The organism is Candidatus Binataceae bacterium, assembly GCA_035294265.1.
GTDB lineage: Bacteria > Desulfobacterota > Binatia > Binatales > Binataceae > DATGLK01.
Genome location: DATGLK010000044.1, coordinates 45715 through 61331, shown reverse-complemented (window position 1 = coordinate 61331; position 15617 = coordinate 45715). Strand labels below are relative to the sequence as shown.

The 15617-nt window shown below is 62.2% G+C and carries 16 protein-coding genes and 1 tRNA gene; 6 read left to right on the top strand and 11 right to left on the bottom strand.

The features are described 5' to 3' along the window. Positions 1 to 31: 31 nt before the first annotated feature. From VKV28_08010 to VKV28_08000, 3 genes are all read right to left on the bottom strand, one after another. On the bottom strand, positions 32 to 2332 hold the full coding sequence (locus VKV28_08010; GenBank protein HLH76734.1) for a molybdopterin cofactor-binding domain-containing protein: 2301 nt from the start codon (positions 2330 to 2332) through the stop codon (positions 32 to 34). Between the two features lie 3 nt (positions 2333 to 2335). After that, on the bottom strand, positions 2336 to 2806 hold the full coding sequence (locus VKV28_08005; GenBank protein ID HLH76733.1) for a (2Fe-2S)-binding protein: 471 nt from the start codon (positions 2804 to 2806) through the stop codon (positions 2336 to 2338). 131 nt (positions 2807 to 2937) lie between these two features. Further along, on the bottom strand, positions 2938 to 4140 hold the full coding sequence (locus VKV28_08000; GenBank protein ID HLH76732.1) for an acyl-CoA dehydrogenase family protein: 1203 nt from the start codon (positions 4138 to 4140) through the stop codon (positions 2938 to 2940). A gap of 145 nt (positions 4141 to 4285) precedes the next feature. On the opposite strand from VKV28_08000, the gene icd reads away from it, so the two are divergent. Then, positions 4286 to 5533: an NADP-dependent isocitrate dehydrogenase gene (gene icd / locus VKV28_07995; GenBank protein ID HLH76731.1), complete on the top strand. Its 1248-nt coding sequence runs from the start codon at positions 4286 to 4288 to the stop codon at positions 5531 to 5533. 75 nt (positions 5534 to 5608) lie between these two features. Here the strand turns inward: icd and VKV28_07990 are convergent, their stop codons facing one another. Then, positions 5609 to 6508, bottom strand: coding sequence for an aldo/keto reductase (locus VKV28_07990; protein HLH76730.1), 900 nt, complete (start codon positions 6506 to 6508; stop codon positions 5609 to 5611). A 347-nt stretch (positions 6509 to 6855) separates the two neighbouring features. Between VKV28_07990 and VKV28_07985 the strand changes: the two genes are divergently transcribed. The 5 genes from VKV28_07985 to rpsI all read left to right on the top strand — a co-directional run bounded on the left by VKV28_07985 (position 6856) and on the right by rpsI (position 8969). Continuing rightward, positions 6856 to 7143, top strand: a complete 288-nt coding sequence (locus VKV28_07985) for a DUF1778 domain-containing protein (protein ID HLH76729.1) — start codon at positions 6856 to 6858, stop codon at positions 7141 to 7143. Beyond that, complete coding sequence (locus VKV28_07980; protein HLH76728.1) at positions 7144 to 7671, top strand: GNAT family N-acetyltransferase; 528 nt, start codon at positions 7144 to 7146, stop codon at positions 7669 to 7671. 239 nt (positions 7672 to 7910) lie between these two features. Further along, positions 7911 to 7988 (top strand) — tRNA-Asp (locus tag VKV28_07975). A gap of 78 nt (positions 7989 to 8066) precedes the next feature. Continuing rightward, positions 8067 to 8501: a 50S ribosomal protein L13 gene (rplM, locus tag VKV28_07970; GenBank protein HLH76727.1), complete on the top strand. Its 435-nt coding sequence runs from the start codon at positions 8067 to 8069 to the stop codon at positions 8499 to 8501. Between the two features lie 69 nt (positions 8502 to 8570). Continuing rightward, positions 8571 to 8969: a 30S ribosomal protein S9 gene (gene rpsI / locus VKV28_07965; GenBank protein ID HLH76726.1), complete on the top strand. Its 399-nt coding sequence runs from the start codon at positions 8571 to 8573 to the stop codon at positions 8967 to 8969. Positions 8970 to 9172: 203 nt separating this feature from the next. Here the strand turns inward: rpsI and VKV28_07960 are convergent, their stop codons facing one another. From VKV28_07960 to VKV28_07930, 7 genes are all read right to left on the bottom strand, one after another. After that, on the bottom strand, positions 9173 to 9418 hold the full coding sequence (locus tag VKV28_07960) for a hypothetical protein (GenBank protein ID HLH76725.1): 246 nt from the start codon (positions 9416 to 9418) through the stop codon (positions 9173 to 9175). Then, entirely contained in the window at positions 9415 to 10071 is a 657-nt protein-coding gene (locus VKV28_07955) for a hypothetical protein (GenBank protein HLH76724.1), read from the bottom strand. Before VKV28_07955 ends, VKV28_07960 begins: the two co-directional genes overlap by 4 nt. 22 nt (positions 10072 to 10093) lie before the next feature. Further along, a complete protein-coding gene (locus VKV28_07950; GenBank protein ID HLH76723.1) occupies positions 10094 to 10453 on the bottom strand; it encodes a cytochrome c in 360 nt (119 codons plus the stop codon). Between the two features lie 10 nt (positions 10454 to 10463). After that, positions 10464 to 11825, bottom strand: coding sequence for a hypothetical protein (locus tag VKV28_07945; protein HLH76722.1), 1362 nt, complete (start codon positions 11823 to 11825; stop codon positions 10464 to 10466). 18 nt (positions 11826 to 11843) lie between these two features. Then, on the bottom strand, positions 11844 to 13436 hold the full coding sequence (locus VKV28_07940; GenBank protein ID HLH76721.1) for a multiheme c-type cytochrome: 1593 nt from the start codon (positions 13434 to 13436) through the stop codon (positions 11844 to 11846). A 619-nt stretch (positions 13437 to 14055) separates the two neighbouring features. Then, positions 14056 to 14595 (bottom strand): peroxiredoxin, encoded by a 540-nt coding sequence (locus tag VKV28_07935; GenBank protein ID HLH76720.1) that lies wholly within the window; start codon positions 14593 to 14595, stop codon positions 14056 to 14058. A 78-nt stretch (positions 14596 to 14673) separates the two neighbouring features. Further along, positions 14674 to 15360 (bottom strand): hypothetical protein, encoded by a 687-nt coding sequence (locus VKV28_07930; GenBank protein HLH76719.1) that lies wholly within the window; start codon positions 15358 to 15360, stop codon positions 14674 to 14676. Positions 15361 to 15617 lie beyond the last annotated feature (257 nt).

The following is a 15617-nucleotide window of genomic DNA, read 5'->3' as shown; positions in this document are numbered from 1 at the left end:
CTATCCTCCCGGCTTTGGCGATAGGTCAACTTCACGCGGCTCCCGCCAAGGCCGCCTTGATTCGCGCCGGAGTCATCGGAGCCGAGCGCACCCGCACCCCGAGCGCGTCGTAAATCGCGTTGGCAATCGCGCCGGCGGTGGGGCGGGTGGAAGGTTCGCCCGCGCCCGCCGGCTCGATCTCGGGTTGGTTTATCAGCACCACCTCCACCGCTTTGGGCAGTTGCGGCGAGCGTACGATCGGATAAGTGCGCCAGTCGACACTGGTCACGTTGTTTTGGTCGTAGGTGACTTCCTCCACGAGCGCCCGGCTCATCGATTGGATCAGGTTGCCTTCCACCGTGCCCTTGAGCGCCAGCGGATTGATAATCCGCCCGCAATCCTGGGCGCAGACCAGCCGAGTAACGGCGACCTCGCCGCTTGTGCGATCGACCTCGACCTCGGCCACCGTGGCCACGTAAGTGGTGGGAAAAAAGCCGGCCGCCCCGCGCGGGGCAAAGCTTATCCCGCGCCCCTTGGCGACTTGCTGCCCATCGTTCTTGGCCGGCGAGGGCCTGGGGTCCCAGCCCGCAGCGCGGGCTGCCACCCTGATCACGTTTTGCGAGCGGGGGTCGCTCAGATGGCGCAGGCGAAAGTCCACCGGATCGGCGCCGGCCGCCGCTGCCAGTTCGTCGATAAAGGATTCCACCGCGAAGGTGGTCTGCGGTCCCTCGGGATCGCGTAGGTGACTGGTCCGCATCGGCGAACCCAGCGGATAAAGCGGCGGCATGATATGAGCCACCGCCCGCTGATTGGCGGTGATATAGGCGGCGCTGCCGCGTCCGTACAGGGCATAGAATTCGTTTTCGCTGGTGGTATTGGGAAGCCCGCTTAGCTGAGCCCCCAGAAAGTTGCCGGCGGCGTCGTAATGAGGCGAAATCTCGGCCCCCGAAAAGCCCCACGATTCGAAGTCCAGGGCTGCTATCCGGCCCTCTGGGGTAAGCCCGCCGCGCAGCTTCATCACGATTGCCGGCGCCTTGGTGCCCCAGCCCGTCATGTCATGGCGCATCCACTGCACCCGCACCGGGCGTTGCACGGCTTGCGAAAGCAGGGCGGCGTCGGCGGCAACGTCGGCAAAACCTGGCCGGCCGTGGGAGCCCGCATCCTCTACCCAGATTACCCGCACCTGCGAGGGCGGGACCTTCAGCAGGCTGGCGATCCCTTGGCGCAGCACGGGCGGCTTTTGCGCCCCCGACCAAATCGTCACCTGGCCGTTCTTGCGCACCCAGGCCACCGCGCATCCCGGCCCCATCGTGGCGTGGGACTGGAAAGGCCAATCATACTGGGCCGCCAGCCGACGATGGGCCCCGGCCAGCGCGCTTTCGACATCGCCTTGCTTGAGCGGATTCTGGCTGGCCTGAGGCGGCGTGGCGAGCATGTGCGCGTAAAGGTCGCGCATCGGGATAAAGTTCGCCTTGGGCTTGCTCCAATTGACTTTGAGCTGCGTGGCACCTTGTATAGCCGCCCATTCGCTGTTGGCGATTACCCCCACAAAGCCCTCGTGCGCCACCACCTTGACGATTCCTGGGATGGCGCGGAGGGAAGCTTCGTCCACGCTCGTCACGGTCGCACCAGCTCCCGGAGGCCGTACCACCCGCCCGTGCAGCATCCCTGGCACCCGCACATCGACCATATAGGTGAACTCCCCCATCACCTTGGGCGCCACATCCACCCGCGGGTAGGAGGTCCCCACCACGGTGTAATCCTTGGGATCCTTGGGCCGGGCCGCGCCGAATACGTCCAGCGTGGCGGCCTTGCCCTTGACCTTGAGTGGTTCGTTGAAGCTGCGATCGCTAACCAGCTTACCGTAGCCGATTTGACGCTGGGGATGGTCTTTGACGCTGACTACGCCGTTGTGAGTAACCAATTGGTCAGCCGCAACCCCCAATTTAAGCGCGGCGCGATTAAGCAGGATGCGATGGGCCTCGGCGGCGGCGTTGCGCAGCGGCTTGGCGCCCAACGAGATCGAGGTGCTGGCGCCGGTGCCGCCCTGGTTGGGCGTGCGTGCGGTGTCGCCCATGATGATCGTGACTCGCTCGGGCGCCAGGTAGAGTTCCTCGGCGGCGATTTGAATAAGCCCGGTCTTGACCCCCATCCCGACATCCACTTTGCCCGAGTACACCGTGGCATTGCCGTCGGGGTCGATCGCCAGCCACGAATCGAGTTCGCCGCTGGCCGGCATCGCCATCGTCGCACCCTGAGCCAGGGTCTGGATAAGCGGGCCCGAGAAGCTGAAGCCAATGATCAGTGCGCCGGTGCCTTTGAGGAACCGGCGGCGTGAAACGGTCGTGTCCATCGCCTAAGCCTCCCGCATTTCCTGCGAGGCGCGCCGCACCGCGCGGAACATCGCAGTCTGCGCGCCACATCGGCAAATTAGACCGGCGAAGGCTTGGCGGATTTCGCTATCGCTGGGATTGGGATTGCGATCCAGCAAAGCCTTGGCGCTCATTATCCAGCCGTTGATACAGTAGCCGCATTGCATCGCTTCTTCCGCGATCCAAGCCTTCTGGATCGGATGGGGATGCTGGGGCGTGCCGATTCCCTCCAGCGTCACCACCTCATGGCCGCGCGCCGCCAGGGTGGGGAAGGAGCAGGAACGAATCGGCTGGTTGTCCAGCAGCACCGTGCACGCTCCGCATTGGGCCAGGCCGCAGCCAAAGCGCGGATTCTTGAGAGCCAAATTGTTGCGCAGGGCATAGAGCAGCGGCATCTTCGGATCCGCTTCGATTGTGCGCGTGCGGCCGTTTACCTTAAGCGAGATTCGCGCCATTGATCCATCCTCCGCGCGCAAGCGGCATCGCGCTCGCCACGCACTGGCGAAGCTAGCGCAGCCGCGAGCGCGGCGGCAAGTGCGGCAACGGGCAGGGGAAGGGGGTACAAGCCGCCGAGACTTGTTCCCCCCTAGCCCTTGGGCAGACCCAGTACCCGTTCGCCGATGATGTTGCGCTGAATCTCGCTGGAGCCGGCGGCGATCGTGTTGGCGCGCGCGCCGAGCATCCGGCCCATCCAGCGGCCGTTCTGCAACGCCCCCACCGCGCCCGGCGCCAGTTGCGCATAAGGCCCCAGCAACTCGCTGGCAAAGTTTTGGATGCGCAGGTTGAGTTCGGTGGCGGCCAGCTTGCCAAACGAGCTTTCCGGTCCGGGCACCTGCTCCCGCAGCATCGCGGTCAGCGCGCGATAGCGGGTCAGGCGCAGGCAGCGCGCTTCGATCGCGAATTGAGCCAGGCGCTGGCGTACGTAGGGATGGCGTGCCGCGGGCACGCCGTCGAAACTCACCTCGCGCGCCAGCGCGATCAGGTCCTCCAGCATCCGCTCCACCGGATGGCGCGCGCCGCCCGAGATGCGCTCGTACATCAGCGTGGCCAGCGACACTTGCCAACCGGCGTTAAGCTCTCCGACCAGGTTTTCGCGCGGCACCTCGACGTTGTCGTAAAAAATTTCGTTGAAACCGGCCTCGCCCGTCATCTGGACCAGCGGGCGCACCGTAATGCCTGGGCTGCGCATGTCCACGATTAGATAAGAGATGCCCTTGTGCTTGGGTGCCTTGGGATCGGTGCGCACCAGCAGTACTTGCATGCTGGCCCGGTTGGCCAGACTGGTCCACACCTTCTGGCCGTTTACGATGAAGCGGTCGGGCCGCACTTCGGCCCGAGTGCTTAAACTGGCGAGGTCCGAGCCGGCGTTGGGCTCCGAATAGCCTTGGCACCAGATCTCCTCGCCCGTGAGCATCGGCGGCAGATAACGCTTGCGTTGTTCGTCGCTGCCCAGGGCAATGAGGGTAGGACCGACCCGATCGATAGCGATGATGTTGGCGCCGTAAAGCGGCAATCCCGCGGCCAGAACTTCGTCTTGGTAGATAACTTGCTCCACCAGCCCCGCCCCCGCGCCACCCCATTGCTTGGGCCAATGCAAAGCAACGTAGCCGGCGGCGTTAAGCGCGCGATGGTAGCGCATCAAACGCGCCCAGCGCTCGTCGCTGGCGGCATCTTCCAGCCCGCCCACCGGCTCGTCGGTGTCGCCCCAGATGTCAGCCTTGGTGGCGCGCAACCATTGGCGCAGTTGGGCGCGAAAGGCTTCCTGTTCGGGGCTGAAGGTGAAATCCATGCTGACTCCTGCGAACCAAAAAACTGAGCGGCTTCTTCGCTCGCTGCATTTTTGTATGATGCAAGGGCCGGTCAGGGTCAAGATTGGACGATCGGCGTGGTGGTGATATAACCCTGCACTCAGTTGAGGAAAGACAGGTCATCAAATGGCATATCAGACGTTTCAGGTCCCCAACGAGGGGGAAAAGATTAGGCTGCGGGCCGACCACACCCTGGACGTTCCCGACCAGCCTATTCTGCCCTATATCGAAGGTGACGGCACCGGGCCCGATATCTGGCGCGCATCGCAATACGTGTTCGACGAGGGTTGCCGCAAGATCTACGGCGGCAAGCGCAAGATTGCCTGGATGGAAGTGCTGGCCGGAGAAAAATCCTTCACCCGCTTCAAGACCTGGCTGCCCGATGAAACCGTCGAGGCCTTCCGCGAATATCTAATCGGCATCAAGGGGCCGCTTACCACCCCGATCGGCGGCGGCTTCCGCTCGCTTAACGTAGCCTTGCGCCAGTTGCTCGACCTGTACGTGTGCCTGCGTCCGGTACGCCATTTCAGGGGCGTGCCCAGCCCGTTGCTCCATCCCGAGAAGACCGACATGGTAATTTTCCGGGAAAACACCGAAGACATCTACGCGGGAATCGAATGGCCGGCGCAGTCAGCCGAGGCCAGAAAGATCATCAAGTTCCTGCAGGACGAGATGGCGGTTAAGGAGATCCGCTTTCCTGCCACCTCGGCTATCGGAATCAAGCCGGTGTCGCGCGAGGGCTCGGAGCGGCTGATTCGCGCGGCGCTGGACTATGCGATCGCGCACAAGCGCAAGAGCGTGACCCTGGTGCACAAGGGCAACATCATGAAATACACCGAGGGCGGCTTTCGCGATTGGGGCTACGAGCTGACTCGGCGCGAGTACCAGGGGCGTGCCATCGGCTGGGACGATTGCAACGGCAAGCCGCCGCCCGGCCAGGTGCTGGTCAAGGACGTGATCGCCGACATCTGCCTGCAGCAGGTGCTGACTCGGCCCGACGAGTTCGACGTAATCGCGACCCTCAACCTCAACGGCGATTATCTCTCCGACGCGCTAGCGGCGCAGGTGGGCGGCATCGGCATCGCGCCCGGGGCCAATATCAACTATCTCACCGGCCACGGCGTGTTCGAGGCGACTCACGGCACCGCGCCCCGCTATGCCAATCAGGACAAGGTCAATCCCGGCTCGGTGATCCTGTCGGGCGTGATGATGTTCGAGCACATGGGTTGGCAGGAACTGGCCGACGGCATCGTGCGCGGTTTGGAGCGGACGATCGGCAACAAGACCGTTACCTACGACTTCGAGCGGCAGATGACTGGGGCCAAGTTGCTCAAATGCTCGGAGTTCGGCCGCGCCATCGTCGAGAACATGTGATTGCTTGAGCGCGCGCCTGCCTCTTTTATCCCCCTCCCGGATCAGGGAGGGGGTAGGGGGTGGGAGCGCGGTTGATTAGCGCTGGCCTACCCAATCGGGCTGCGCAACCTGCTGCCAGCGCTCCCGGATTGCCTGATAGACGTCGGCGGGCAACGCGCCTTGGCTGAGCAGCTCCAGATTGCTGCGCCAGCGTTGCGGCTTGGTGGTGCCGACGATGGCGGTATCAATCCCGGGCGTGCTCAGAGTAAAGCGCAGTGCCGTGGCTACCGCCTCAGGCCGATGCAAGAAAGGATAATTCAACTGGCGCAGGCGCTCCCAGTACGGGCGCACATAGTTGTTGGCGGGTTGCTCGGTCAGCCAGGCGGCATTGGCGATCGGCCGCTTGGCCACCACCCCGATACCACGCGCGCGGGCCAGCGGCAGCACCAGTTCCAGCGCTTCCTGGTCGGCGATACTGACCGAAATCTCCAGCACCGCGAACGCGCCGCATTCCACCGCGTAGCGCGCCGCGGCGCCGTCTCCGCTGTAGCCCAAATAGCGAATCTTGCCCTGGCCGCGCGCCTTTTCCAGCGCCGCGATGGCGTCGCCCTGGCGTAACACCGACTCTTCGCAGCTATGTAAAAACAGCACGTCGATTACGTCGGTGCGCAGCCGCCGCAGGCTGCGCTCGATACTGGCGGCGATCGAGGACGGTTCCCAGTTGCCCGGCCATACTCCGTCCATATGGCCGCACTTGCTCATCAGGTAGTACTGGTGCCGGCGCTTGCTGAGGGCCTGGCCGATCAACTCCTCGGCCGATCCGTAGCATTCGCCTGTGTCGATCAGGTTCAGCCCCGCGTCCAGGGCACCGTTGAACAGCGCGCGCGCCTGGGCCAGCGGCAGGTGGCCGTAGCCCAGCTCCGAAGTTCCCAATCCCAGCCGACTTACATTCATCTCGGTCGTGCCCAGCGGATGCGTCTCGACCTTGGCGCTCATCAATGGTTCCTTAATGGTTGCTTTCCTGAGGTTGGGTTCGCGGGCCAGTAACCATCATAACAACCGCATGTTAGCCGCGCGGCGAGGCTGAACAAACGCCCTCAGATCCCCTTGAAGATGAAAACCCTGGGTTGGCGCATGAGGCCATGTAAAACACGGCTGAGTTGGCGACGGAAGCGTCGGCCGCGCCGGAAACGGAGAAGCCGCGACCACCCGCACCGAAAAGCTCGCTTCGGCCAATACATGAAGAAGACAAAAGCGGCTGGACCGGGGTACGCTGGACAGGTACTCCAACATCATGCTATGTACGGCAAGTAACCGTACATTTAAGAAGGGAGTCGATAGGGATGAAGCGAGCAACCTCGGCGATCCCACGAGCCGAGACGAAGTCAGAACGCTTAGAGCTTAGAGTGACCCCCTCCGCAAAAAGATTGATCCAGCAGGCCGCCGCGGTCAGCGGCCTCTCGGCAGCTGACCTTGCCTACGAAGGCGCTCGCCGGATTCTAAGCGAACATGAACATATGGAGCTGAGCGAGGCGGACCGTAAGATTTTCCTTGAAGCCCTCCTCAGTCCACCGAAACCTTCTGCTCGGCTGGTCAGCGCTCTCAAGCGCCATACCATCGAAGTGGAATGATTGGCGCTGCGTTGGCGAGTGCCGCTCACGGTACAACCTCTCTCCAGCGAACATGAGCGGGCAAGCTTTTCTTGCGGCGAACCTAACCTCGACCATTACTTTCGTCATCAGGCTAGACAAGACGAAAAGCGCAACATCGCACGCGTCTTCGTCGCGACCGAGGGCGGCCTCGGCGTCGTCGGGTTCTACACCCTGAGTACCTGCGCCATCCATCCTGGCCAGTTGCCCAGGGAGATCGCCCGGAAGCTTCCGCGCTACGACGCAATTCCCGCCGCGCTAATCGGACGCCTGGCGCGAGACATGCGGGCCCGCGGGCGGGGCGTCGGGGAATTGCTGTTGGCGGACGCCATCAAGCGGGTGCTAGCGGCCGATCGTTCGACGGCCATATGGGCAATCGTGGTCGATGCAAAGAACCAAGGCGCTGCCGACTTCTACAGTAACCGCGGCTTCGTTCCCTTTCCGTCGCGCCCGAGTCGGCTGTTCCTTCCCACCGCAACCGCGCGCAAGGCAGTCTCGGTCGCGGGATAAAGGGTGTTCAGCCCCAAAGGGAAACTCTCGGCCGGCAAGCGGAGGCGAGGTGCGCGGCCGAGGCCGCCTTACGCTCGCGGTTCGAAAAGAACTGTGGCAGGCTGCCGCTCCGATGCGCTGGTGCCGCGTAGCCGGCTTCTGGGCCCCGCAAAGGCCACAAGAGACTCGCCTGCCTGGATGCTTAGCCTCCTTGTGGGTTGCTCGGGGGGCGAGAACATGGCACAAAGGATGGTTGCGGCGGGGTCGTAGTTCAGCTCGGTTAGAACGCCGGCCTGTCACGTCGGAAGTCGTGGGTTCAAATCCCATCGGCCCCGCCAATGATCAGCGCAGGAATTTGTCCGCGGCCACGGTCGCGGTGAGGACGGCCTACAGAGTTGAAACTGAGTGAACAGACCATGAGCGTATCTCACGAGCGCGCGCTTGCGGCCCGCCAATGGGTCGTGATTGACGCGGCCGACGCGGCGTTAGGGCGGGTAGCCTCGCGCGCCGCCAGCATCTTGCGCGGCAAGCATCGGCCGGACTTCACTCCCAACCAGGATGCCGGCGATTTCGTGGTCATCATCAACGCCGCCAAGGTGATGCTGACTGGAACCAAGGGTACCGACAAGATCTATTACCGCCATACCGGCTATCCCGGCGGCATACGCGCTACCAGCGCGGGCAAGTTGCTGGAGACTCGGCCCGAGCATCTAATCGAGACCGCGGTGCGTGGGATGCTGCCCAAAAATCGGCTGGGCCGGCGGCTTTTTACCAAGCTCAAGATTTATCGCGGCGCCGAGCATCCGCACCTGGCGCAACAGCCGCGGACGGTGGCGCTCAAGAATTTGTGAGGAGCGCGGGCTCAAGCGGGACTGACCACAACCTGGTTCAATCGCAAAGTGAAATAGGAATCCCAGTTCATGGCTGATAAACGAAACGTCACCCAGGCCACCGGCAAGCGTAAGACTGCCGTGGCGCGGATCCGGCTGCTGCCCGGCGGCGGCACGATCACGGTCAATCGGCGCTCCTTCGAAGATTACTTCCCGCGCGATACCTCGCGCATGCGCATCCTGGAGCCGTTGCAGGTGACCGAGACGATGGCCCAGTACGATGTGCTGGCCGAGGTCCATGGCGGTGGTATCTCGGCCCAGGCCGACGCGGTACGGCTGGGAATCTCGCGCGCGCTGGTGGAGATTGAGGAAACGATGCGCGCGACGCTGCGCAAAAACGGTCTGCTGACCCGCGATCCGCGTGCGGTTGAACGCAAGAAGTACGGCCGTCACAAGGCGCGCAAGCGGCCCCAGTACTCCAAGCGCTAGCCTTCTCTATTGCACATTGCTCCAGCGGGAGGTCCCGACCTGTCGCTGGAGAATCTGCGTTGCCGCCTGTTTTTCTGTTTCTTCCACCTTGGCGTGTAAAGCTCAGAAGAAGGGGAGTGTTATCCGCCACCATCGCCGCCGGCGAGAACAAACCGGCGTATGCGTTTTCCCAGCCAAGACTCGGAGCAGCTAGCTCAGCTTTTTCAAGATTGAAGGGAGCTGTCATTGCGCCGTTCATAATTTGCCGGCCGAAAGCCAGGCTTGGCGCCCGAGAGCGCGCGAATCAGCCGGGCCACGAAGCCCAACGCCAACCATAAGACGAATACTTGAGCGAGCGCGAACATGATCGCCAGGTAGGGGTCGAAGGTCAAAAAGGTCGCCAGAGCCAGCAACGCCAGCGCGAGTGCCACCAGCCGCGTGGCGGGTGCGCAGGGCTGGTACGTGTTCACGACTTCGCTCGTCGGCCGTCGATTTGGTGGCCTGGTCCGTGACACTCTTCGCAACTGCTGACATCGCTAAGTAAATCGGCGGCGATGTGACGGTTATCTTCCAGGTGGGCATCGATCGCCAGAAAGCGCGCCGATTGCGCGTGGCATTTAAGACACAGGCGGTTAGAAAAACGGTCGCCGGCGGGATTGGGCAACCGATAAGCGCCGCCGAGGTTGACCCACGCGTCGCGCACTCCGGCAAGCTTGGCGGCAACCATCCCGGTGATGCCGAAATCGGCGTGACAGCCGTAGCAATTCCTTCCCGGCATGGCCCCGTCGCGGAAGTGAACGGCGGCCAACGCGCGGCCGGCGGGATTGCGCATGTCGCTGAAGTAAGGCTGCATCGCACGATGGCAGGTGGCGCAGAAGGCGTCGCTGGTCGAGTTGTGCAAAATTGCTACGTCGGCCAATGGCAGCATCGCAAGCGGGATCAGGCACAAACCCAACGCTTCCAGCCACAGGCATGCCCCAAGACCCCATCGCAGGCGCCATCGGCGCGGTAGCGCCAGACATAAGATGATGGCAGCCGCCATCATAATCAAAATGAGCGCTAGCCAACTGGCCGAACTGTTCCAAGCGAAAGTGCTGGCTGAGCCGCTCGCCAGCGCGCTCATCAAGGGACGCGGGTTCACCGGCCTATTGAGCCAGTGAGCGGATGTAGGCGACCACATCCGCTATCTGGGCGTTGGAAAGTTTGTGGCCGAAGGGCGGCATCAGGCGCGACTTTCCCACCGCCTTGCCGCCCAACAGGATGATTTGGTTGAGTTGAGCGTCGGTGAATTTCGCCATCCTCTGCTTGTCCGGCCATGGCACCGGGGTGACATGTACGTTGAGATTGCGCAGCTCCTTACCGTCGCCCATGCCGATGGGTCCGTGGCATTGGGCGCAGCGGCGGGCCGCCACTTTGGTGCCGTCGGATAGGCTGGCGGCCCATCCCGGCGCGCTGATCGCTACGGCGGCGGCACAGAGGATCGCGGTAAGCTTGAGGCGCGGCACTCGGGACTCCTCAGAAGCGGTAGATAAGTTCCAGCCGCTCGCCGAAATCGAAACGATCGCGCGCCACCACGGTGTTCTGATTTCGGAGCGCTACTAGCGTCAGCCGGGCCAGCGCGCCATAGAACAGCCCGCGCCGTGCCACCCCCTCCAGCCCGGGCGCGCTGAGCAGAACGCGCGCCAGGTCCATCTGGATTTGCAGAGCACATCCTGCCTGGTCGTTGTGAAATGCCGAATTGTCGATTAGGAAACCCACCTCCGGAGTGTAGGTGACGATCCCTTTGGGCTGGAAAATCGTGCCCAGCGCCCCGCCGATGGTGTCGGCCCCGTTGGCGTCGAGTTGGGGAAAGGGGGCTAGGCGGTCGAAAGTAAATAGCACCCCCTCGTTGCTCAGCGCTTCGCCCTGAACCGAAGGCGGCAGCCAGTTGGGGGTGGCGGCAAAGAAATTGGCGTAGGCCAGCGTCCCCCACAAGCGATGCTGCGTTTCCAACACCACCAGTTCGCCGCTGCCCATCGAGCTGTTACCCGTACTGCCCATCGCGCGTAAACTGAGCCCGCCGGCGCTCCCGAAAGTGCGCGTGCTTGAGACCGCCCAAAAGCAGCGATTGAAGTTCTGGCCCTGATAGCTGGCGTTGTCATAACTGCAGGCGAAACCGAATTCCAAAAAATAGGCATACCAATCGGCGTCGCCTGCGACCCCGGTCAGCTTTTTGCGGATTTGCTGGAACTGCGCTTCGGTCAGACCGCCTTGAGTTTCGCCCACGCTTAAAAAGAACAGCAGGTTGAGATTGGATAGGTTGCCGAGCTGGATATTGTTTTTGGAGATCATGAAGCCGTCGAAGATGTTGTCGAACCAGATACCATTTTGCAGAGTTAGCGGAATCCGGCCGCCGGAGACGGTAAAGTCTAGCGGCCAGCGGTCGTTGGGATTAAGCCAATTGAAGGGTTGTCCTTCGTAGTAGAGGTCGGCCGGCACCGCCATGTCGCGCAGTATCCAGCCGGGATTGCGAGGCCCGAACTCGTATTCTGTCGGCTGCAAATCACCCCGCTCCAGCGGCCGGAACAGAGCATGGATGCGCTGGGTGACAGTGAGCTGCAGGTTGAGATCAAGATCGACTTCAGGGACTAAAAAGCCGTTGTTGGCGTTGTCCATGCGATAGGCCAGGGTTTGAAAGCGCACGAAACCGTCGATATCGAGCCGTGGATTGAATTGTTCGCCCAGAAAATCGAAGCCGAAATTGGGCGCTTGTCCCGGCGAGAGCAGGCCGGGCGCTCCCAACAGCGTGAAAGCCTGGGCGTTGGAGGCCAGCAGCACAACTATTGCGGGCCACCATTTGGTGAAATATCTCCACCCCTTCCAAAGCTGCACCCTCATCGCGCTCCCGCGCCCTCCTCAGTTAGCGCCCGAAGAGTTAGGCGCTGCCTCAGGATGGATGGAAGTCGCAAGCAAGACGGGATGGGGCTTGCTCGCGTCCAGCTCCGCGCGTTGCCTGACGGGAATCGCCGCTTGATAGTCTTGAATGTCGGCAATACGCAGTTTGGGTCGTAACTGCGGGATCCCTAGGTCGCGCAACAAATGGGGTGGCAGGTTGCGGTAGCGCAAGCGCACGCTCAGCAGCAACGGGCCTTGGGTATCCAGAGACACGCGCACCCGATAATCAGCGGTGCGCGTGGCCAAAGGTGGAATTCCACGTTTAAAAATGCGTCCACCAGTGGGAAAACCAGTAATCAAAGCAGGCATCGGCGCAGGGATCACAAACGGTGTCGGATCGATGAAGCGATTGACCGTACTGAGATTCTCCACCTGCGTGCCGCGAAAGCCGGCCGAGATGAAACTGGCTTGCAGATTGAACAGCGCAGAATCCAGCGGTACCAGCCCTCCCGCCACTTCCGCGCTATCTTCGTCGCGCAGATCCTTGAAACGATCTAGCGTGCCCGAGGCATAGAGCTGATGGCCGGCGCCGTCGCGCACAACTACCTCCAGCCAGATCTGCCGCTCGGCCGCGAAGCCGGTGGGTAGATTATGGCCGGCGCCGGTATTGGTCACCGCTACCTCGATTTTTACCCAGCTACCGCTCAGTACTGCCTCGGGATGACGGACTACCATGCGCGCGGCATTTCGCAGCAAAGTCTCACGCTGTGCTTCCAACTGCGCGCCCAAGGCCGCGAACGCCTTGTTATCTAGGCCCAAGTCAGACTGCCCGAAGGCAGTTAAAAGCGAGTAATCAGGCCCGGTGAAACGATGGCTTGAGCGATAGCGCTTGGGAGCGTCAGGGAACAAGGTAGTATCGACTATGTAATCCTTGGTCAGTTGATCCTGTCTGAAGGGTCGCCCGGGAATTGGACCCATGTGGCAGTTTTGGCAGGTGATTCCAGCTCGCGCGTAAGGCCCATTACGCCATTCGCTGAAGGCTTCCTCGATGCGGAAGCCGTCGGGCGAAAAAACATCATGACAATTGCCGCACAGGCGCGCCTGTGTGATGTAGTCGGCGTGGCGCGACCGATGGGGCGACTTGATCAGGCGCAGCCCGGCGGGTGCATTGAGTTCGTCGCTGCCATAGTAGGGACCATAAATCGTTGGCTCGGGGTCTCCGGCCACTGGAACATGGAATACCGACGAAGCGTCCTGGTTGGGCTGGTTGGTGGCGTGGCACGAGATGCAACCGACGCTGTCCAAGGCCGCCTCGCTGCGCTTATCGTTGGGCATGATCGCGCTCTCGCCGGCGGAAATTCCCACCGGAGTGTGGCAACGTACACAAAACGTGCCCAAAGTACCGCCGCTGTTAGTCAGTACCGTAGCGGTAAATGCCAAAAACACCGGGCTGTGCTGAGCATAGGCATGCATCGAGGTACGCCATTCACGGTATTCGGCGGGATGGCAGTCCTGGCAAACTACGGAACGTAAAAATACTGTCTTGGTATCGTCAGGAGCCTTGGCCCGCAGTGTGGACAGGCGGGTGACGCCGGGGGTCGCGTTGCAAGCCACCAATAGTCCTGCGATTCCAAGCCACCACCATCTATCTACACCGCTCCAGCCCGCGTTGAAGGTCCGAAGACATACCTTCGCCTCAGGGAATAAATGCATATTTCCCTCGCGATATACTCTTACCGGCCAGGAACGTTTGGAAACTACGTATTGGTACGGTAGCAGAGCTTGCCGGCTCGCGCCGTCAACTCGGTTCCCGATCGGGGAAAGCAGGGCACCGAAACCGACGATTGCTCTGTTTGCTTTTCACTGCCCAGGGAGAATCGGCGAGGTGAGACAGCCGCTACCACCCGTGCTGAGTCACGGTGGCATCAAAGCCCCCTCGTGCCTTGCTCGGTAAGTCTCCGTTGCGTTGACGCCACGGAATTGCCTACTTGTGATTCGCAATTGGCGCCAATCCCAGTTATTGCTTGCATTTAGCGAACGCAGTAAAAGAGACGTCAAATTTTTGGAGCAAGGGAGCAGTCGGTGGACCTCGGACAGCGCGGCCAGCTGCGGCGTTGCGGTGCGCATCAGGATGGCCCTGAGCGGGTACTTATGCAGCGCTCCACTCGCCTAGGAAAAGATAAGGAAGGCGCGGGCTGCGCAGACTTTTTGTGCCGCCCGTCAGGCTATGGATTTAGGCCGCGCCCAGTGTGGCTTCACCCGGACGCCATCCGCAGGGGGTCAGCTCTCCGGTCTTAAGGGCCTGCAATACTCTGAGCACCTCGCCGATATTGCGGCCTACGGCTAGATCGTTAGCGCTGGCGAAACGGATCATGCAGTTGGAGTCGACAATAAAGGTAGCGCGCATCGCGACCCCCTCGACCGGGTGGATGATTTGCAAAGCTTGGCTCAATTCCCGCCGAAAGTCGGCCAGCATCGGATAACGCAGATTGCGCAGGTCGGGATGGCTGCGGCGCCAAGCCAGATGCACGTAATGGGTGTCGGTGCTCATTCCCAACACCTGCGCGCCGGCCGCGCGAAAATCGGCTTCACGCTGCGAGAACTCGGCAATCTCAGTCGGGCAAACGAATGTGAAATCCATCGGCCAGGCGAACAGTACCAACCATTTCCCGGCATAGCTGGTGTGGCTCACTTCGCGAAATTCCTGCCCTTCCTCCAAGCTGACCACGGCAGGCAGCCGAAAGTCGGGAAGCTTGTCTCCCACGCTAAGCATAACCGGCCTTTTCCTTTTGCGATCTTTGGCCGCGCAAGTATGACCGCCTCAACTGTGGTGGCCGCTTTGTTACGCGCCTTACGTGGCTTGAATTTTATCGCCCGGCAGGGTGTCCGGTCGATTTTTTTCGCCGCGCCGGAGCGGCGGGGGAGCCGGATGGGGGTCGCGGGCCAACAGCGCCACACGCGTGACCTGGATTCCGGGCAGATGCAGCCCGGCGTGTTGCGCGTGGGCCAGATGGTTGAGAGCGCCCAGGTTGGGTTGCAGCAGGTAAAGCAGGCGGGAGTCCCGCGCTACCGCTCGCACCAGTGCCAGCAGGTCGATCACCTCCGCGCGCCAATGCTCGCGCACGCTCAACCCACGCCCGCTCGCGTCCCGCGCCGCCGCACAAGCTTGCTCCAACTCCTGCCGATGCTGCGGATGTTTGCACTGCCACTGCATCAGCTTCTCGTCCAGCCCTTCGCGCGCCACTCGATAAGGCGCCAGGGCTTGATTTTCTTGCCGACAGATAGCGGCGTGTGCGGCATACGCCGCCTGCTTGGCCGGCGCGAACCATTGCACCACCTGTTCCTGCCGCCACCCGATTTCTTGGCGCCATTTAAGCGCCGACGCCAACGCGTTGGGTTGCGCCAAATCAAGCCGATTGATTCGCTCCGCCAGGGCACGGGCTGCCGCCAACAGCCGGCGCGAGGGGCGTTGATGGCGAACCAAAGCTACGCTCGCGACTTTGGCGCGTGGCGGCGCGCTTTGCTGACTGTGGGACATAACTCCTCCGCCTGCGAGAGCTTGACTGTTGCAGACGTGCTCCTCGCGCCGCCGTACGCGAGTGCCTTCGCCGGCGGGCGTACTCGGAAGTCTTCCCGCTCATCCACCACCTTGCCCTATCCCCGACCGCCGAGCGCGCCAGCGCCGGCCCTTCCCAAACCAGACGAGCGCGGCGGTGTCTTCGCTCCGTTACTCCGATACTTTCCGCCTCGGCCTACCGCCCGTTTCATTCTGCATAGGGTTTCGGTGTGCGCCCG